15 protein-coding genes and 1 riboswitch are annotated in these 18,910 nt (G+C 45.4%); all 15 genes read left to right on the forward strand.

Annotated features, from left to right (window positions below; translation table 11 throughout):
* Positions 1–45: 45 nt before the first annotated feature.
* The 15 genes from metE (at position 46) to AC3WU2_RS15455 (ending at position 18,910) form a co-directional block, all read left to right on the forward strand.
* The gene (gene metE, locus AC3WU2_RS15385; RefSeq protein ID WP_492455572.1) at positions 46–2,328 is read left to right on the forward strand and encodes a 5-methyltetrahydropteroyltriglutamate--homocysteine S-methyltransferase; all 2,283 of its coding nucleotides are present in this window, start codon (positions 46–48) and stop codon (positions 2,326–2,328) included.
* Between the two features lie 247 nt (positions 2,329–2,575).
* The gene (locus tag AC3WU2_RS15390) at positions 2,576–3,154 is read left to right on the forward strand and encodes a GNAT family N-acetyltransferase (RefSeq protein WP_492455574.1); all 579 of its coding nucleotides are present in this window, start codon (positions 2,576–2,578) and stop codon (positions 3,152–3,154) included.
* 178 nt (positions 3,155–3,332) lie between these two features.
* Positions 3,333–4,394 (forward strand): suppressor of fused domain protein, encoded by a 1,062-nt coding sequence (locus AC3WU2_RS15395; RefSeq protein ID WP_492455576.1) that lies wholly within the window; start codon positions 3,333–3,335, stop codon positions 4,392–4,394.
* A 150-nt stretch (positions 4,395–4,544) separates the two neighbouring features.
* Positions 4,545–4,955 (forward strand): MarR family winged helix-turn-helix transcriptional regulator, encoded by a 411-nt coding sequence (locus AC3WU2_RS15400; RefSeq protein ID WP_492455578.1) that lies wholly within the window; start codon positions 4,545–4,547, stop codon positions 4,953–4,955.
* Positions 4,956–5,042: 87 nt separating this feature from the next.
* Positions 5,043–5,885: an SDR family oxidoreductase gene (locus AC3WU2_RS15405; RefSeq protein ID WP_492455580.1), complete on the forward strand. Its 843-nt coding sequence runs from the start codon at positions 5,043–5,045 to the stop codon at positions 5,883–5,885.
* Positions 5,886–6,021: 136 nt separating this feature from the next.
* On the forward strand, positions 6,022–7,239 hold the full coding sequence (locus AC3WU2_RS15410) for a chromate transporter (RefSeq protein ID WP_492455582.1): 1,218 nt from the start codon (positions 6,022–6,024) through the stop codon (positions 7,237–7,239).
* Between the two features lie 112 nt (positions 7,240–7,351).
* Positions 7,352–7,753 (forward strand): RrF2 family transcriptional regulator, encoded by a 402-nt coding sequence (locus AC3WU2_RS15415; protein WP_492455584.1) that lies wholly within the window; start codon positions 7,352–7,354, stop codon positions 7,751–7,753.
* Between the two features lie 77 nt (positions 7,754–7,830).
* Entirely contained in the window at positions 7,831–8,733 is a 903-nt protein-coding gene (locus AC3WU2_RS15420) for an NAD(P)/FAD-dependent oxidoreductase (protein WP_492455586.1), read from the forward strand.
* A 185-nt stretch (positions 8,734–8,918) separates the two neighbouring features.
* Positions 8,919–9,077: riboswitch (cyclic di-AMP (ydaO/yuaA leader) on the forward strand.
* Between the two features lie 188 nt (positions 9,078–9,265).
* Positions 9,266–11,092 carry an APC family permease gene (locus tag AC3WU2_RS15425; protein ID WP_492455588.1) on the forward strand — a complete coding sequence of 609 codons (1,827 nt, stop codon included), beginning with the start codon at positions 9,266–9,268 and terminating at the stop codon, positions 11,090–11,092.
* 158 nt (positions 11,093–11,250) lie between these two features.
* A complete protein-coding gene (locus AC3WU2_RS15430; RefSeq protein WP_492455590.1) occupies positions 11,251–11,598 on the forward strand; it encodes an ArsR/SmtB family transcription factor in 348 nt (115 codons plus the stop codon).
* A gap of 246 nt (positions 11,599–11,844) precedes the next feature.
* Complete coding sequence (locus AC3WU2_RS15435) at positions 11,845–13,446, forward strand: response regulator (RefSeq protein ID WP_492455592.1); 1,602 nt, start codon at positions 11,845–11,847, stop codon at positions 13,444–13,446.
* Positions 13,443–15,182 carry a sensor histidine kinase gene (locus AC3WU2_RS15440; protein WP_492455594.1) on the forward strand — a complete coding sequence of 580 codons (1,740 nt, stop codon included), beginning with the start codon at positions 13,443–13,445 and terminating at the stop codon, positions 15,180–15,182. The genes AC3WU2_RS15435 and AC3WU2_RS15440 overlap by 4 nt, the downstream gene beginning before the upstream one ends.
* A complete protein-coding gene (locus AC3WU2_RS15445; RefSeq protein ID WP_492455596.1) occupies positions 15,182–16,150 on the forward strand; it encodes a substrate-binding domain-containing protein in 969 nt (322 codons plus the stop codon). The genes AC3WU2_RS15440 and AC3WU2_RS15445 overlap by 1 nt, the downstream gene beginning before the upstream one ends.
* 118 nt (positions 16,151–16,268) lie before the next feature.
* A complete protein-coding gene (locus AC3WU2_RS15450; RefSeq protein ID WP_492455598.1) occupies positions 16,269–17,297 on the forward strand; it encodes a galactose ABC transporter substrate-binding protein in 1,029 nt (342 codons plus the stop codon).
* A 101-nt stretch (positions 17,298–17,398) separates the two neighbouring features.
* Positions 17,399–18,910 carry a sugar ABC transporter ATP-binding protein gene (locus AC3WU2_RS15455; RefSeq protein ID WP_492455600.1) on the forward strand — a complete coding sequence of 504 codons (1,512 nt, stop codon included), beginning with the start codon at positions 17,399–17,401 and terminating at the stop codon, positions 18,908–18,910.

The raw sequence follows: 18,910 nt of genomic DNA on the forward strand, positions 1-18,910 counted from the left end.
CATGGTATCTTTCTTGTAACAACATTTGGCAAGGAGTGTTACGAGATGGCGATAAGCAGTGTACTAGGATATCCACGGATTGGTCAGAATCGGGAATGGAAGAAGGTGCTCGAAGCGTTCTGGGCGGGCAAGCTCGACGAATCCACGTTTCAGAGTCAATTGCAGGAGTTAAGACTGAATCATTTGCAGAAGCAGCAAGAAAAAGGGATTGACTTCATCGCGGTCAATGATTTCAGCTACTACGATCATGTATTGGATACAGCTACCATGTTCGGGGTGATCCCGAGTCGTTTTCCATATGAAGGCGGTGTTGTACCGTTGTCCCTGTATTATGGGATTGCCCGCGGGACGAAGGATGCAACGGCAAGTGAAATGACGAAATGGTTCAATACGAACTATCACTATATTGTACCTGAGTTGGGCGGAACGGAACCGGTGGTAACGGAGAATAAACCGCTGATCGCATACCGCGAGGCGAAGGAGAAGTTAGGGATTGAAGGGAAGCCTGTTATTCTTGGACCCTTAACCTTCTTGAAATTGTCCAAAGGCTACAAGCTCGAAGAGACAGATGCATGGCTGGCGCGTTTCGTCCCCCTCTATGTTCAGATTCTTCAAGAGCTTGCAGAGGAAGGCGTTCAGTGGGTTCAAATCGATGAACCGATTTTGGTAACGAAATTAGGCGGAGATGACATTGCGCGGTTGAAGAAGATTTATGAGACATTCGCTTCCGCTGTGCCTCATCTGAACATTTTGCTGCAAACATATTTTGAATCGGTAGAGCACTATAATGATATCGTGCAACTGCCGGTCCAAGGGATTGGTCTCGATTTCGTACATGGATTGGCTGGCAACTTGAAGTCGATTCAAGAATCAGGATTTCCAGCGGACAAGTTCCTAGGTGCAGGGATCATTGACGGTCGTGGCATTTGGAAAGCGGATCTGCGTGAGAAATTAGGCCTCCTTGAGGTATTGTCGAAGATTGTAACGGAGGATCGTCTCCTAGTACAGACATCCTGCAGTCTGCTGCATGTTCCCGTGACGGTGAAGAATGAGACGAAGCTCCTGCCTGAATTGAAGGATGCGCTCGCATTTGCCGATGAGAAGCTGGATGAGATTGCTCTATTGACCAAAGCGGTTGTTGCTGGTGCGGATAGCATCTCAGATGCATTAGCACGATGTGATAAGGAGCTTCTCGGGCTTAAGCAATCGAGTGAACGTAACCGCAAAGACGTTCAGCAGACGGTTGCGACGATTAGTGCACAGCATCCAGAGCGCAGTCGCCCATTCGCTGATCGTCATTCAGCGCAGCAGGAAAAATGGCAATTGCCGATATTCCCGACAACGACGATCGGCAGCTTCCCCCAATCCGCAGAGGTACGCAAGGCGCGTCAACTATGGCGCAAAGGGGATTGGACACCAGAGCAATACGCGAGCTTTATTCGGGATCAGATTGATATTTGGATCAAGCTGCAAGAAGAGATTGGATTGGATGTCCTCGTCCATGGCGAATTTGAACGTACAGATATGGTGGAATTTTTCGGTGAGAAGCTTGCTGGCTTCGCATTTACACAATTCGGTTGGGTACAGTCTTATGGATCCCGCTGTGTGAAGCCGCCTATTATTTTTGGGGATGTTGCCTTCGAGGAAGCGATGACCGTCGAGGAGACCAAATATGCGCAATCGAAGACGGAACGTCCGGTTAAAGGCATGCTGACAGGTCCGATTACGATTATGAACTGGTCATTTGTCCGTGATGATATCACACGTGAGCAAATTGCCTATCAACTGGCCTATGCATTAAGACAAGAGGTTGAGGCGCTTGAACAAGCAGGCATAGGCATGATTCAGGTGGATGAGCCGGCCGTTCGTGAAGGGCTTCCTTTGAAAGCAGAAGATCAAGCGGCGTACCTGGCTTGGGCTGTCAAAGCATTCCGCATGACTACATGCACAGTTCAAGAGACGACACAAATTCACACGCATATGTGCTATTGCGAGTTCCATGACATGATCGATTCGATCGAAGCGATGGATGCGGACGTAATCTCGATCGAGACATCCCGTAGTCATGGTGAGCTGATTCATAGCTTCGAGCAGAACACGTATGAACTAGGCATTGGACTTGGTGTATACGATATTCATAGTCCACGTGTACCGCAAGTGGAGGAAATGACGGGGATGATCGATCGCGCTCTGCGAGTCCTCGATCCGAACCTATTCTGGATTAACCCAGACTGCGGATTGAAGACGCGCGGTCTTGAAGAGACGGTTGAATCCTTGCGTAACATGGTTGAAGCGACGCAGATCGCAAGAGGGAAGTATTCTGCATAATCGCATATAAAGCAGGCTGCCTTGGCAGCCTGTTTTTTTATTGTGTCGAAACGCTTATGGAACTTCTGGTTGAAATCGGCTGATATTATTGTTTATCGAAGAGTTATTTATAACGATTCTTGACATAGAATGAGTCCCAGTGCGTTTGATACAATATGTACTTAGATGGATAGGAAAGGGGATAGAAGGGATGCCACCTTGCAAATGATCGTATTGAAAAATGAAGATGAATTCAAGGAGGGTATCTGTGAGTCATTCACCTAACCATAGTCATGACGTTTTCACGATTGAATGTGAAGATGTTATTTTACGCGAATATCGGATCGAGGATTTAGACGCGCTTCACAACCTAACCTGGCAGCCACATTTCCATGCGTTTTTGCTGGATTGGAATGTTTCCAGGGAGCAACGGGAAGAGTGGATCGTCCATTATGAAATACCCCAGAACGAACAGTTTCTCAACGCTGTGTCTAAAGACAGAGATATCGGGGAACTTCGGTTGCGACTCGGTATTATCTCTAAAGCAACAGGTGAGTTTATCGGTGTATGTGGCACAGGGATATTAGATCGCGTATCACCGCCGAACCGAGAGATTTATTATGGCATTTCCGCCGATTATCAGAATAAAGGCTACACCACTCAAGCGGCGAGAGGACTCATCACCTATTTGTTTGAGAACACTAACACCTCTGAGCTTATTGCAATTGCACAAACCCGAAACGTGCCTTCCAATAAAGTAATACAAAAATGTGGGTTTGCATTTCAACACGATCTAACGATTGAAGATCGGGAATATCATTATTACAAGCTGAGAAAGAACTTGTAGAAGACGAAAATGAACCTAACGGAGCTTGCCAGTTTAAGTTTGGCGGCTCTTTTTTGCTGTCATCGACGGTATACATGGTTCATGCAACTTTTCCCAATCACATGCGTCAGAATATGATGTGGGAATATAGCGATTCCTAGGAGATGTGGACGCGTTTATTAGTGGAGGGAATGGAGAAATGACAGAAGAAGTGAACACACCAGGCTGGGACGCCATAGACCAGGAAGTGACGAAGATATTCGGAGAACAGGAGCCGAAACATTATGGGACACTCATTCCATACGCATTGGGAGGCAATGACCCTCTAGATGGAATCAGTGCTTACAAATCAGACTCGCCTGTTCCGCATTGGCATTTTGTAACGTATGGATTTTCTGAGCTCTACGATAAAGAATTCGAGGATTCCGATGTGAGCGGTTATGGATTTGAATTGACGTTTCGGTTAGCACGTGCAATGGATGAAGAAGAACCTCCGGCTTGGGCACTCAACTTGCTTCAGAATATGGGGAGATATGTGTTTAGCAGCGGCAATGTTTTTCGGGCAGGTGATTATTTGGATGCGAATGGTCCAATTTGTCTCAATTCCGATACCAAGCTTAAGGCATTGTCCTTTATTGAAGATCCGGAGCTATCAGCAATCGATACGCCCAATGGTAGGGTTGATTTTTTGCAGATGGTAGGTATTACAGTGGACGAGCTCGAAGCGATGCAGATATGGAATACGCTTGGTGTGCTATCTGCTTGCCAAGCCTATATGCCTCAATACATAACAGACTTATCGCGAGATTCGCTACTCCAAGTTGAATCAATTGCCGAAACCGTTCAACAAGGGATGGAAGAAGAGGGATCTAACACCGGTTATCTATTCGTCGGTCAGCTGGGCTGGGAGGCAGGGAAGAAAGGCTGGTTGAAAAAAACGCCGGACATTCTTAAATTAGGTGCCAAGCAAGCTGGAATCATTGGAACGTTACTTCACGGGCGTATTCTGAAGGGGAAAAATCTCACGCTTGTCGGTTCAGATGTTCGAGTAATATTTGAACCGGGTGACCATCCATCTTGCGTAGTTGAAGACGGTGAAGTTCGAATCATCCTTGATGGCAAGACCGTGACAGAGCTTCGTAAGCGACTGCAGCCGCAGGAGAGTAAGTTCGATTTTCCTTCTTTGGAAGGAACGGTCGTTCAAATCGACAAAACCGAGATCAAGGACAACGATGGCAATGTCGTTGAAATCATCGGTTAACGGAAAATATCTTGAGAATAAATCGATAGATAATCAAGAGAGGTATCAAATCACCATACAAGGTGAGAGTGATACCTCTTTCCTTTATACAAAATGATTGTTTCTTTTGCTATACTGTATAGAACCTTAACAAATCCAAGGGGGATCAGAATGGAAGAATTACAACTCGTGACAGCAAAGTTCAGAGAAATTAAGAACGAATTGTCTAATTATTTTACGCAGGTACTGCCTCAATATGAAGTCACGCCCATTATGATGTATACGATACAATTTTTACGTAAAAATCCGGATTCGATTGCTGTCGATATCGCTAACGAATTTGGTCTGACACGCGGGGCCGTAACACAATTGCTCGATAAGCTAGAGCAGGATGATCTCGTACAACGCAAACCTCATCCCGTAAGCCGCAGAAGCCTTCTCATCCAAGTGACTGACAAAGGTACACGTCTTAGTGACTCGATTTTGAATGAATATAACAATAAGATTGAGCGTTTACTTGTGAACTACACGGCAGAAGAGTTGAGATCACTTCGCCTGCTGTTAGACAAGTTACCGATCTAAGCAAAGAAAACGACCTTGACATTTTTGTTCAATTCATATACTGTTTAGTTACTATACAATATACATTTTGAACAAAGAGGTGTTTTTATGAATAAAATTATTTGTATTACGGGTGCTTCATCAGGTGTAGGCTTAGCAACAGCTCTTACTTTCGCAAGGAACGGATGGTCTGTATATGCAGGAACTCGGAACTTAGAGCGTGATCTAGCCCAGTTCGCCACGGAAGAAAACCTTCATTTTCTGGAAATCGATGTGGTCAATCCTGATTTGATAGAACGTGCCATGCATGTTATAGCAGAAGAGCAGGGTCGAATTGATCTGTTGTTCTGTAACGCGGGTTATGGGTTTATTCGTACGCTCGGTCAAGCTTCGTTCGAGCAAATTCAAAGCGTCTTCGATACGAATGTATATGGCGTTATGCACACGATTCGCGCTGCGCTTCCATTGCTAATCAAAGCCGAATCAGGACATATCATCGCGACTTCAAGCGTTGGTGGCTTAGTGGGTCAACCGCTGAACGAGATATATTGTGCAAGCAAATTTGCCGTTGAAGGCTTATTGGAAAGTCTAGCGACGTACTATAAACCTCTGTTCAACATTGATGTTACGCTGATTGAACCTGGCGCGATTGAGACCCAATTTGTGAAAACTGCGCTGGACCAAGTTGCTGCGACGGGCGGTGTGCTCGATGATGAATATAAGCCGATTGTCGAGACGTATATCGATATGTTCACAAAACGCAATGCCGTATCACAGTCGCCGGAGTCGATAGCCGATCTCATGCTGGAACTTACTCAAATGGAAACAAAACCGCTCCGAATCCGGACATCGGAAGCAGCGGAACGGTTTGTTAATCATAAAGTTCTAGAGGATCCGACAGGGCTTAAGGGGATTGCTCAAACGCGTAGAATTCAGCTTGGGATGGAGTAGACCCGTATATTGAGACTATCTCTCTGTCATGCGGATTATTCAGTTATTTTCGCTATTTAACAATCCCCAAACAATCAATCGTTATAATGGTATCTTCTCAGCTAATGTTACAAAAGTAAGGGAGGTATCATCGCAAGTGGAAAAAGAAAAGAATCCAAAGAAGCACGAACCAGGACTCAAATTACAGAGATTGGTCGAAGTGTTGCTGGTATCCATGAAGCTCGGACTCACTTCATTCGGTGGCCCAATTGCGCATCTAGGTTATTTTCATGATGAATACATTCGTCGTCGTAAATGGATGGATGAACGCAGCTATGCGGATCTGGTCGCGCTTTGCCAGTTGTTACCTGGACCAGCCAGCAGTCAGGTTGGTATGGGCATCGGGTTGATTCGGGCAGGCCTGCTCGGGGGGATCATAGCCTGGATTGGTTTTACACTACCATCGGTCCTTGTGTTGATTCTGTTTGCCTTCTTCGTGCAAGGCTATGATATAGGTGACGCCGGATGGATTCACGGTCTTAAGCTCGTCGCCGTCGCTATTGTCGCGCAGGCCCTCCTGAGTATGGGTCAGAAGCTAACGCCAGACCGCAGCCGCGCGACATTGGCAATTATCGCAATGACGATTACACTCATATGGCCAACAGCATGGAGTCAGGTTCTTATCATTCTCGTGGCGGGCCTTATCGGGATGTTGTTCTATCGGAAATCAGAACTACCGTCTGGCACAAGCCTTTTCATTCCGATTCGTGGTAAAACAGCTGTCGTTTGCTTGACGGTGTTTGTAGTTCTATTAGTGATATTGCCTATCCTTCGGCCAATCGTAAATGGAACCGGGTTGTCCTTATTCGATAGCTTCTATCGCTCAGGATCGCTTGTATTTGGAGGCGGGCATGTCGTACTTCCTATGCTCGAACGCGAAGTCGTGCCGACAGGCTGGGTGACCAAAGCTGATTTCTTAGCCGGATATGGGGCTGCACAAGCTGTGCCAGGTCCGTTGTTTACCTTCGCTAGTTATTTGGGCGTGATGACGAGTGGGGTGAAGGGAGCGATCATCGCGACGGTGGCCATTTTTCTCCCTGCATTCCTATTAATCGTTGGGACATTACCATTCTGGAGTTCCATTCGGAGAAGCCCCAAGCTTCAAGGCGCATTAATTGGCATTAACGCAGCCGTTGTCGGCATTTTACTGGCAGCGTTATATAATCCGCTCTGGATATCGGCAATTCTTACGCCTGTTGATTTTGCTATTACTTCCATCTTGTTCTTGATGCTCGTCTTCTGGAAGCTACCTCCTTGGAGCGTCGTGATGACTGGAGCGATCGGTGGTACAGTAATTTCACTTCTGCTCATGTGACATGCTGATCGTACCGGCGGCCTGGCTCCAGGTGTTAGGAACAATCCTTGACTAATCTTTGCATCAAGGTTATTGTAGATAAATAAAGTCTATAATTGATTGAGGTGAGAAGATGAAGTTCTCTAAAGCGACAAACTATGCCCTTCATACGATGCTTATCTTGGTTGCATTCGCACCGAATAAACCCGTCGGCGTACAACAGCTTGCTGAAAGGCAGGGCGTATCTTCTACCTATCTGTCGAAAATCTTGACGAAGCTGGTAAAGGCCGGGTTAATTGAATCGGCTTCAGGGGCTAGCGGAGGCTATCGACTGAAAGCAAAGAAAGAAGAAATCTCGTTCTTGGACGTCATTCATGCGATTGAAGGTACGGCATCTTTGTTCCATTGCGGCCTTCATGATGATACGGAATGTGCGATTCAAAGCGTGATGATATCTGCCGAAGAAGCGATGGAGCAGCAGCTTCGCAGCAAAAAAATCTTCGATCTTGCCCAAGAAATAACGTTGTCTAAGTAAGGCATCGTTATTTTTTGGCTTCAATTGTAGATATAATATGTCTTTGATATCTTTTAAATTTCGGAGGGATGATTCTTATGATGTACGATTGTGCTATTGTTGGCGGAGGTCCAGCAGGGTTAAATGCAGCGTTAGTACTGGGAAGAGCTAGGCGGAGTGTAGCGGTAATAGATAATAATCAGCCAAGGAATCGCGTTACACATGCATCTCATGGGTTTATTACGAGAGATAACGTCACACCTGCCGAGTTCAGGCGTATTGCCTACGAAGAGGTACTCCGTTATCCATCCGTACGGCATTGGCAAGTTGACGTAACCCATATATCCAAGACAGAGCAGGGGTTCGAAATCAGTACCCAGTCGGATGAAATCATCCAAGCAAGAAAGGTTATTTTGGCTACAGGGTTGAGGGAAGTCTTCCCTGACATTGAAGGTCTGCACGACTTTTATGGAACAAGTTTATTTAATTGCCCTTATTGTGACGGATGGGAGCTTCGGGATCAGCCACTGGTCATTGTGTCAGAAGAAGCTGGAATATTTCATACGGCTAAAATTCTGTATAACTGGAGTCAGGATTTAGTTGTCTGTACGAATGGACTTGAAATCTTAACGAAGGAGCAACAAGATATCCTCTCATCCAAAGGAATTCGCATCATGAATAAACCAATCAAAGCTTTTACAGGTAAGAATCGAATGTTGGAAGAAGTTCATTTTACTGATGGCACTTGGATCAAGCGGAGCGGAGGATTTATTACCCCTACCTTCGTACCTAAAGCTGTGTTTGGTGAACAGCTTGGCTATGAGACGACAGCATACGGGGGTATTGTGACCGATCCAGCAGGTAGGAGCTCTGTTGCAGGTCTATACGCAGCAGGAGACGCGGCTTATGTAAGACCTTCTCAAGTTATCTATGCTGCAGCTGCAGGGAGCAAAGTTGCCATGACTGTCAAGGCTGACCTGACAGATGAGGATTTTTTATAAAAAATAAAGAATTACGGCGTGTGAAATAGATAATGAAAGAGCAAGATACAAGTAAACGTTTTCTTGGTATTAAAATCGCCCATTTTTTTATTTGCAGCCATCTTTTTCGCGTTTTACAAGGATATCAATATGGCGTAATATTCAATGTTGGAAATGAACATTACAAGATAAATCATTACAATAAATTCTTATATTCGCTGAGTTTTCCGTTAGGGAAAACGGGGGAACCAACGTGATGGATATAAATGTATCATCACATGGGGTGAATCTGCAGTTATGCAGTAGGGTGACTCTCGCCATCCGAATCCGACAGCTAACCTCGTAAGCGTTGATCGAGAGAGAGGATATGAATACTGTGATCGTGTCAATATGACCACAGAGGTTCACACCTCTGTGGTTTTTTATTGTCAAAATGCGTAAATGACGGCTTGGAGGTTGGTCTTTGACATGGATAAAACATTGCGATACAAGGCATTATAGCCACATATTCAGATTACAAGTTGTATTAACCAAAAGGGGAGCAATACTTACGATGTTATCCATTTTAAAACGAGTATTAATTGGAAGACCACTCAAATCAACGGAATTGGGCGAACAAAAAATCAATAAAACGAAAGCATTAGCTATTCTGTCTTCAGATGCTTTATCCTCTGTCGCATACGGTCCAGAGCAGATTTTAATTGTTCTGATCACCATTAGCTCAGCTGCATTTTGGTATTCGATCCCCATTGGAATAGATGTCTTAATTCTATTAACCGCTCTAATTTTATCCTATCGTCAAATTATTTTTGCATATCCGCACGGTGGTGGGGCTTATGTCGTATCCAAGGAAAACCTTGGCATGTACCCTGGGTTGGTCGCGGGCGGTTCTCTATTAGTTGACTATATTCTTACGGTTGCCGTAAGTGTATCTGCTGGTACAGATGCCATTACGTCCGCATTTCCAAGTCTGCATGAACATAACGTAGGGATTGCCATTCTATTTGTTGTGTTTATTACGATCTTAAATTTAAGGGGCGTAACGGAGTCAGCTTCTATCTTGGCTTATCCAGTGTATTTGTTCGTACTTGCTTTATTCATTTTATCGGGCGTGGGCATTTATAATATCCTGACAGGTCAAGTATCCCCTGATCTGCATGCCCCAATCGGGACACCGGTCGCAGGAATCAGTTTGTTCCTGCTCTTAAAAGCATTTGCATCAGGAAGTTCAGCTTTAACAGGCGTGGAGGCGATCTCGAACGCGATACCGAACTTCAAGGATCCTGCACCGAATAACGCAGCGAAGACGTTAATTGCAATGGGATCATTACTCGCGCTCTTATTTTCAGGGATCATCTTCTTAGCGTACTATTATGGAATTTCTCCTAAAGCAGAGGTTACGGTTGTATCACAGATCGCTGAGCAGACCTTCGGAAGGAACTTTATGTATTTCTTCATCCAAGGAACGACGGCATTAATCTTGATCCTTGCGGCGAATACAGGGTATTCTGCCTTCCCATTGCTAGCGGTTAATCTAGCCAAAGATAAATTCATCCCAAGAATGTTCACCATGCGTGGAGACCGATTGGGATATTCGAACGGTATTATTTTCTTAGCGGTCATGTCCATTATCTTAATTGTTGCATTCAAAGGGAAGACGGAACATCTCATTCCACTCTATGCCGTCGGAGTATTTATTCCATTTACACTGTCTCAGACCGGGATGTTGCTGAAGTGGATCCGTGAGAAGCCGAAAGGCTGGGTTACCAAGTTTATTATTAACACGACCGGCGCTACGATTAGCTTGATCGTCACACTCGTGTTCTTCGTCACCAAATTTACACAGGTGTGGTCCGTATTAATCTTCTTGCCGATAATTATTGCTATATTTCATCAAATTCGGAAGCACTACGATGCGGTGGGCGAGCAGCTTCGCATTACAGATTGTGAGCCTGCCCCACCGATTGAGGGAAATGTCATTATTCTTCCAGTCGCAGGGATTACACATGCGGTTGAGAACTCGCTGAATTACGCGAAGTCATTGTCACCTCACCAGATCATTGCGGTACACGTTCCTTTCGAACGAGAAGATGAATTGATTTTCGAGGAAAAGTGGAACAAATGGCAGCCTGACGTGAGACTTGTGACCTTGCATTCACCGTATCGAAATATCATTAATCCATTAACGAAATTTATTGATACCGTTCAGCGTAAAGCCGGCGAATCCAACTATCAGGTGACGGTCATTATCCCACAGTTTATTCCGAAGAAAGGCTGGCATAATATCTTGCATAACCAGTCGAGCTTGATGATTCGTGCACACTTGCTGTTCCGTCGAAATGTGATAATCACGACTGTACCGTATCATTTGAAGAAATAATTCGTCGGTTGTCAACTGTCTCAATTCGTTGAGGCAGTTTTTTTGATTTAAAGATGAATGACGATCCCATTATATTCCTTTACAGGAATATTCCGATCGTGATATATTATTAGTACATCAAATCATGAGTTTTATTTAGGAAGGAAGCGGGTTCATCGATGAAAGCAAGCATATTCAGTGCCCTTGCCGAGCCGAACCGGTTTCAAATAGTCGAATTGCTGCAATCCAGTCCTCTTACTGTTGGAGAGATCAGTGAACGGTTAGGTATCCGGCAGCCTCAAGCCTCCAAGCATTTACGCGTACTTCTAGATGCCGGGATCGTTGATGTGATTGCAGACGCCAACCGTAGGATATATAAACTGCGCCAAGAACCTTTTCAAGAAATGGATGATTGGCTCATATCTTATAGACGTTTGTGGGAGGACCGATATGACCGGCTAGATGCGTATTTGCAAGTGCTGCAGAACAACAAGAAGCCTCAATCCGATGATACATCATCAACGTAAAGAGGATTATGCGAATGAGTGAGATCACAACGATTCATAGCACAAACCATGTTCAGGAGCGATGTATTTCGCTAGATTGCGAAGCCAGAACGTTATATGATGGAAATAATTTCGGAAGTTTTGCAAAAGGTATTGCCGAAAGGCGTATTTTCCCCTATTTTTATATAGTAGTGTTCAAGGCATGAACTTACAGAGGTTACTCTTAGGTTCATGTTTTTTTTCGAATTCAGGAAGAGGAGCCGCAACATGTACAATTTGATACTCGTGGATGATGAAGAAGACGTTAGAGAAGGATTGCTGCAAGAGATCGACTGGGAATCGTACGGCTTCCAAGTGGTAGAGCGGGCGGAGAACGGAAAAGAAGCGATGGAGCAAATTGAGAAGGTCATGCCTGATATTGTGGTGACGGATATCCATATGCCATTTATGAATGGTCTCCAGCTGGCAGAATGGGTTCGTAAGACGTATCCATCGATCAAAATCATTATTCTGACCGGGTATGATGAATTCGAATATGCGCAAAAAGCTATTAAGCTTCATATTGATGAATATGTGCTTAAGCCGTTCTCCGCTTCCGACTTGATGGAAGCGCTTACGAAAGTAAAGCAGCAGATGGATAAAGAATTATTCGACATGCAGAATCTAAATGCATTGCGAGAGAAGTATCAGAAGAGTTTGCCTGTGCTGCAGAGTGTGTTCCTATCCTCCTTGATCACGCGCCCATGTTCTGAGCACGAAATTAGTGAGAAGTGCACTCAGTACGATCTTCAGCTTATGGGAAGCTGTTATATGATATCAGTCATTCAAATCGATAACCATCGCTTGGAGCAGAGGGATGCTTATCTCTTGCAATTCGCGATGCTAAATATTGCAGACGAGATTGTACGGAATCATCATCTCGGATATGTGTTCATCCATCACAATCATGTCATTGTCTTGACCATGCTGAACAATGTTCAAGATGATTTCCTCAGTCAAGTCACGATGGAGATGCTAGAAGAAATTCGATTGAACGTATATAAATACTTGAAATTAACGGTGACGATTGGCGTAGGTTCGATTCAGGGCAGATTGACAGCATTACACGCATCATATCCTGATGCCTTACAAGCGCTCAATTATCGATTGCTTCTTGGAAATGATCGTGTAATCTGGATCCAAGACGTTGAGACGAAGCGTCGTAACCCGCTTTTATTCGATGAGATGAAAGAACAGGCGCTCGTACGGTGCATCAAAGTAGGGATGGCAGAGGAAGCGCAGGAAATGATTCAGCTTTTATTTGATATTGTAGAAGAGGCAACATTTTCGATTCAAGATTTTCAAATCTATTGTATTGAAATCTTGATGGCCATCATCCGGGTTGCTAAGGATATGGAGGTTGAACTCGTGACTCTGTTCGGCAGCGCACAATTGCCAATTGCTGAAATCTACAAGTGCAATAATGTACTGGAAGCGAGGCAATGGATCACGGATATATGCCTGCAATTAATGGATCATATCGCTGTTGACCGCCAGACCAGCTACAAAAAACTCGTTGATGAAGCAAAGGCGTATATCAAGCTTCATTTTGCTGAGAGCGACATGTCAATTCAGCGAATTTGCCAGCATCTCCATATTAGCGCGGGGTATTTCAGTAGTATCTTCAAGAAAGAAGTCAAAACCACGTTCGTGAATTATTTGCTGGATCTGCGTATGGAAGCCGCGAAGGAGATGCTCCGCACGACAGATATGAAAGCGTTTGAAATTGCGGAGTATGTTGGATATAGTGACCCGAATTATTTCAGCTTCTGCTTCCGCAAGAAGTTCGGCATGTCGCCGAAAGATTATCGGAATGGTGCCCGAGCATGAAGTATTTCAATCGTATACAATTCATAATTGCATTTTTCTTCATACTCATTACGGTCGTTACCGTCTTGATTGTCAGCTTCATGTTATATAACAAATTTTCGAATACGGCAGAAGACACTGCAGAATTAAATATGGGACAGGTCGTCGAACAGGTGAAATACAATCTGGAGATGTACGTCAAGAACTTGACGAGCATTTTTGAAGTTGTAGAAGAGACGATCGATCGCAGTTCTTCCTTTTCGAACCCTATACTCGAAGAACAATTGAACTCAATCATGAAGACGCGTGAAGATTTGATATCCATCGCCGTATTCACCAGGGATGGTAAGCGTGTGGTGAATATTCCGAAGCTTGCGATGAGGCCTAATACGTTGCTTCAGCGGCAGAGCTGGTTCAATTCAGCATTAGAAGATCCGGATAAATTATCCGTATCCTCACCCCATATTCAGAACCTGTTCAAGACACAGTACAAATGGGCTGTCTCTCTCAGTAAACAAATAGCCTATCAGCAGAATGGTATGGACAGCAAAGGGGTATTGGTCGTAGACATGAATTTCAAGACGATTGATGAGCTTAGCAGACAAGTGGTATTCGGGAAGCGAGGATATGTCTATATCATTGATTCCTACGGGAATATTGTCTATCACCCGCAGCAGCAGCTCATTTATGCCGGTCTGAAATACGAGGATTTGGAGCGTGTACTTACCTATTCGTACGGGAGTTACCAAGATGAATTGAATGGGGAGCAGCGTATGATCACGATCAAGACCGTGAATCCCATTGGCTGGAAGGTGATTGGCGTCGCTTATAAAGATGAGCTTCTCACGACGAAATCGGAGCTGAGCACGTTTCTGCTCTGGTTCTTGATCGTTGTGATAATTTTTGTTCTACTCCTCGCCATCTTCGTCTCCGCGCGAATATCATCACCGATTCAGCGATTAGCCAAATCCGTCAAGATGTTGGGTGAAGGCCATCTGAATACACCGATCCCTGTATCCGGGATCTATGAAGTTGAAGAGCTCTCAAGGCGGTATCATGTCATGCTGCAGCAGATTCGGCATCTGATGGATCAGATCATCGTCGAGCAGGAAGCGAAGCGGAAGAGCGAACTTGATGTGCTGCAAGCGCAGATCAATCCCCATTTTCTCTATAATACGCTCAATTCTGTCATCCGGCTGGTCGAGAAAGGGCATAGCGGCGAGGCGGTTTCGGCAATTACTTCTTTATCCCGTTTTTTTCGCATTAGTCTTAGCAAAGGTAAGAACTTCATTACCGTACAAGAAGAGCTGGAACATGTCCGGCATTATCTGATTATTCAGACCATCCGGTATAAGAATAAATTCCATTATACGATTGAAGCAGAGGAGCAGGTCTTGCCTTGCCTCACGATGAAGCTGATTCTCCAGCCGATTGTTGAGAATGCGATTGTGCATGGTATTGAACAAATGGCCGATATGGGAATGATCCGAATTATAGCGAGAGTAGAAGCAGGTCATCTCCTATTTGAAATTACGGATAATGGACTTGGCATGTCGCAGGGCGTCTTGGATCGACTATTGTTGCATGGGGTACCAAATTCGCAGGGGTCCGGTGTTGGAGTGCGCAATGTCAATCAACGGATTCAGCTGCATTATGGTTCGGAATACGGAATCCAATTCGAGAGTGAGCTGGAAGAAGGCACGACCGTACGGATCACTCTTCCATTAGAACGATCGCAGGAAGAAGGTGAGGCATAATGCTTAGGAAAGGCATGTTCGTCACATGGATGATCGGCTGCCTTCTGCTAACCTCATGTTCTGTTGATGGGGGGCTGCTCAGGGATAATCATGATCGGCATATTGATCTGATCGTGAAGATGAATCACGGTGATTATTGGAGTACGCTGCGGATGGGAGCAGAGGTCGCTGCGAAGGAATTTAACGTAAATCTCCGTTTCCTTGCACCTCCGAATGAAGATGATATTCAAGGTCAGATAAACCTCGTGAATGAATCAATTCAGAAACATCCCGATGCCTTGCTGCTCGCGGCAAGTGATTATATGAGGCTCGCACAGGTTACAGACCGAGCGGCTAATAATAACATACCCATCATCTCAATAGACTCCGAGGTCGGTTCGGCACGAGTGAAGAGCTATATTGGCACGGATAACTATGAAGCCGGACAGCGTGCTGCTGAACGAATGATTCATTTGTTAGGCGGTCGCGGGAAAATTGCTGTGATGAACTTCGTGCAAGAAGCGCGTAACGCGAATCAACGTGAGGAAGGTCTGCTTGATTATGTCGCTCGCTATCCGAATGTTCAAATCCTGGATATAGCCTATTGCCAATCTAGTAGGGAGATGGCCTCTGCAATGACGAGGGATTGGCTCAGGGACTATCCGGATCTCGATGGGATCATTACCTTGAACGCGGAAGCCTCCATTGGAGTAGGCCGAGCCGTAAAAGAGGCGGGATTAGGTGGGATGGTGAAGGTGATTGCATTCGATAGTCCGCAAGAGACACTGGAGATGCTTCAGGATGGTACCCTGCAGGCCTTGGTCGTTCAGAATCCCTTTAATAATGGATACTTAGCTGTACAATATGCGGTTGAATTGATCGAGGGTCGCAAAATTGCAGACCGCATCGACACCGGGATTAAAGTTATTGATCTGGAGAACATGCTATGGCCGGAGAATCAGAAGCTATTATTTCCTTTTGTGCGATAACTATTTTAATGAGGATTTTTATAGAAATGATGAGGATTTTGGATTCATTACGATGGGCTGGCGCGAGATAATGTAAGCGTAGGTCAAATGGATTTAATTATGGAGGAGGTCAACAGAGATGAAGAAATTAACGTCGATGTTATTAGCTAGTGCGCTATTCGTTACGGTGATTAGTGGTTGTTCGACGGGAAGCAAAGATGCCGGGGACAGTGGAAGCGAACCAAAGGTCGGGGTTGCGATCTACAAATTCGATGATACGTTCATGTCAGGCGTTCGGAACGCGATCGAAGCAAATGCCAAAGGGATTGCCCAGGTTGAAATTGTAGACAGCCAGAATTCACAGCCAACACAGAATGATAAAGTGGATCTCTTCATTACGAAGAATACCAAGGCGCTCATCATCAATCCCGTAGATCGTACAGCGGCGGGTGTCATTATTGACAAATCGCAACCAAAGGATATCCCTGTGGTCTTCTTAAATCGTGAACCGCTGCCAGAAGATATGAAGAAATGGGATAAAGTCTACTATGTTGGCGCGAAGGCGGAAGAGTCCGGTACGATGTCAGGCCAGCTGATCGCGGATTACTGGAAAGCACATCCTGAAGCGGATAAGAACAAGGATGGCGTCCTTCAATATGTCATGTTAAAAGGGGAACCTGGGCACCAAGACGCGGAGCTGCGGACGAAGTTCTCTGTGCAAGCGATTGAGGATGCAGGCATCAAAGTCGAGAAACTAGCTGAAGATACGGCGATGTGGGATCTGGTGAAAGGACAAGAGAAGATGGCTGCGTTCCTCGCTTCCAAAGGCGATAAGATCGAAGCCGTGCTTGCGAATAACGATGATATGGCACTAGGCGCGATTGAAGCTCTAAAGGCGAACGGCTATTTCAAAGACAATAAATACATGCCGGTCGTAGGCGTTGATGCAACGGCACCGGCTCTACTAGCGCTCGAACAAGGAACGTTGCTCGGTACCGTCTTGAATGACGCGAAGAACCAAGGGAAAGCATCGATTACGCTGGCTAGCGTCCTTGCCAAAGGGGAGAAGCCGTCCAAAGAGAATGTCGGATTCGATATTACAGACAACCAATACATCTGGATTTCCTATAAGAAAATTACGAAAGACAATATGGCAGACGCGAAGTAAGCGGTTATTCCGCCTTAAAGTGTAAATGAATGCTGAGGAGGATGAAAGCCTCGAATGTCGAGATTTCTCCTCTTCATTTCGGATTATGGGAGGCAATAGGGATGCCACAGAATGAATATGTGCTCGAAATGAACAACATTGTCAAAGAGTTCCCTGGCGTCAAAGCATTGAATCAGGTCACGCTTCAAGTGCGTCCGGGCACCGTCCATGCCTTAATGGGTGAGAATGGTGCGGGGAAATCAACGTTAATGAAATGCCTATTCGGAATTTATACACCGGATGGCGGAGAGATCAAACTGGGTGGAGAACCCGTCATAATACCGAATTCCAAGGTTGCCTTGGGCCTAGGCATCTCGATGATCCATCAAGAATTACATCCCGTTCCATATCGGAACGTGATGGAGAATTTGTGGCTAGGCAGATTCCCGACACGCGGCATCGGCCCGATTCAATTCATTGACCATCGGAAAATGGCTCAAGATACACGAGAGCTATTCCGCGGCTTGGATATCGATCTGTCACCCGAGACGATGGTGCATATGTTATCGGTATCAAAGGTGCAGTCCTTGGAAATAGCGAAAGCGGTCTCACTCCAGTCTCGAATCATCGTGATGGATGAGCCGACCTCTTCCTTGACCGATGTGGAAGTGGAGCAATTGTTCCGGATTATACGAGGACTCCGGGAACAAGGGGTCTCGATTATCTATATCTCGCACAAGATGGAAGAGATTCTGAGAATCTCCGATGAAGTGACGATCATGCGGGATGGGAACAAAATCGGCACTTGGCCAGCGGCTGAGTTAACGACCGACTTAATCATCTCGCGTATGGTTGGACGAGATCTGACGAATCGTTTTCCAGAACGTGAGCATACTCCCGGCGAGGTGCTGCTTCAGGTGGAGGGACTCACTTCACCGCTTGCGAACTCTTTCAAAGATATAAGCTTCAACCTACGGCGCGGAGAGATACTTGGCGTCGGTGGATTAGTCGGAGCGCAGCGGACAGAATTGGTCGAGGCGCTATTCGGACTTCGCGAGATTGAATCTGGAGCAGTTCATATCAATGGACAGCAGGTGCAGATCAAGTCTCCCGAAGTCGCGAAGAAGCATTGCATGGCCTTGTTAACGGAAGAACGAAGAGTAACGGGGATCTTTCCGGTCTTATCGGTCCATGAGAATGCCGCGATTGCTAATATCGACAATTACCGTGGACGATTCCTTCTATTGAATGAAAAGAAGAAGAGACGTTCCGTGGATGCTATGGTAGAAAAATTGCGTACGAAGACGCCTTCTACGAAGGAACTCATCATGAATCTATCGGGCGGCAATCAACAAAAGGTGCTGCTTGCACGATGGCTGTTAACAGAGCCGGAAATTCTACTATTAGACGAACCGACGCGCGGCATTGACGTCGGAGCAAAATATGAGATTTATTCCATTATTGTAGAGCTTGCGAAGCAAGGGAAGAGCATTATTATGATCTCTTCAGAGATGCCAGAATTGATCGGGATGTCAGATCGCATCATCGTGATGAGTGAAGGGAAGTTAACAGGCACAGTCGATCGGGAGCAAGCGACAGAGGAAGAAATTATGCGGTTAGCTGCACAGCACTAG

This window comes from Paenibacillus sp. EB106-05-06-XG162 (assembly GCF_058791655.1).

Bases quoted from the DNA above. Each gene is read 5' to 3' on its own strand.
- metE (WP_492455572.1), top strand. From the start codon at position 46: ATGGCGATAAGCAGTGTACTAGGATATCCACGGATTGGTCAGAATCGG.
- AC3WU2_RS15395 (WP_492455576.1), top strand. From the start codon at position 3,333: ATGACAGAAGAAGTGAACACACCAGGCTGGGACGCCATAGACCAGGAA.
- AC3WU2_RS15400 (WP_492455578.1), top strand. From the start codon at position 4,545: ATGGAAGAATTACAACTCGTGACAGCAAAGTTCAGAGAAATTAAGAAC.
- AC3WU2_RS15405 (WP_492455580.1), top strand. From the start codon at position 5,043: ATGAATAAAATTATTTGTATTACGGGTGCTTCATCAGGTGTAGGCTTA.
- AC3WU2_RS15415 (WP_492455584.1), top strand. From the start codon at position 7,352: ATGAAGTTCTCTAAAGCGACAAACTATGCCCTTCATACGATGCTTATC.
- AC3WU2_RS15420 (WP_492455586.1), top strand. From the start codon at position 7,831: ATGATGTACGATTGTGCTATTGTTGGCGGAGGTCCAGCAGGGTTAAAT.
- AC3WU2_RS15425 (WP_492455588.1), top strand. From the start codon at position 9,266: ATGTTATCCATTTTAAAACGAGTATTAATTGGAAGACCACTCAAATCA.
- AC3WU2_RS15430 (WP_492455590.1), top strand. From the start codon at position 11,251: ATGAAAGCAAGCATATTCAGTGCCCTTGCCGAGCCGAACCGGTTTCAA.
- AC3WU2_RS15435 (WP_492455592.1), top strand. From the start codon at position 11,845: ATGTACAATTTGATACTCGTGGATGATGAAGAAGACGTTAGAGAAGGA.
- AC3WU2_RS15440 (WP_492455594.1), top strand. From the start codon at position 13,443: ATGAAGTATTTCAATCGTATACAATTCATAATTGCATTTTTCTTCATA.
- AC3WU2_RS15445 (WP_492455596.1), top strand. From the start codon at position 15,182: ATGCTTAGGAAAGGCATGTTCGTCACATGGATGATCGGCTGCCTTCTG.
- AC3WU2_RS15450 (WP_492455598.1), top strand. From the start codon at position 16,269: ATGAAGAAATTAACGTCGATGTTATTAGCTAGTGCGCTATTCGTTACG.
- AC3WU2_RS15455 (WP_492455600.1), top strand. From the start codon at position 17,399: ATGCCACAGAATGAATATGTGCTCGAAATGAACAACATTGTCAAAGAG.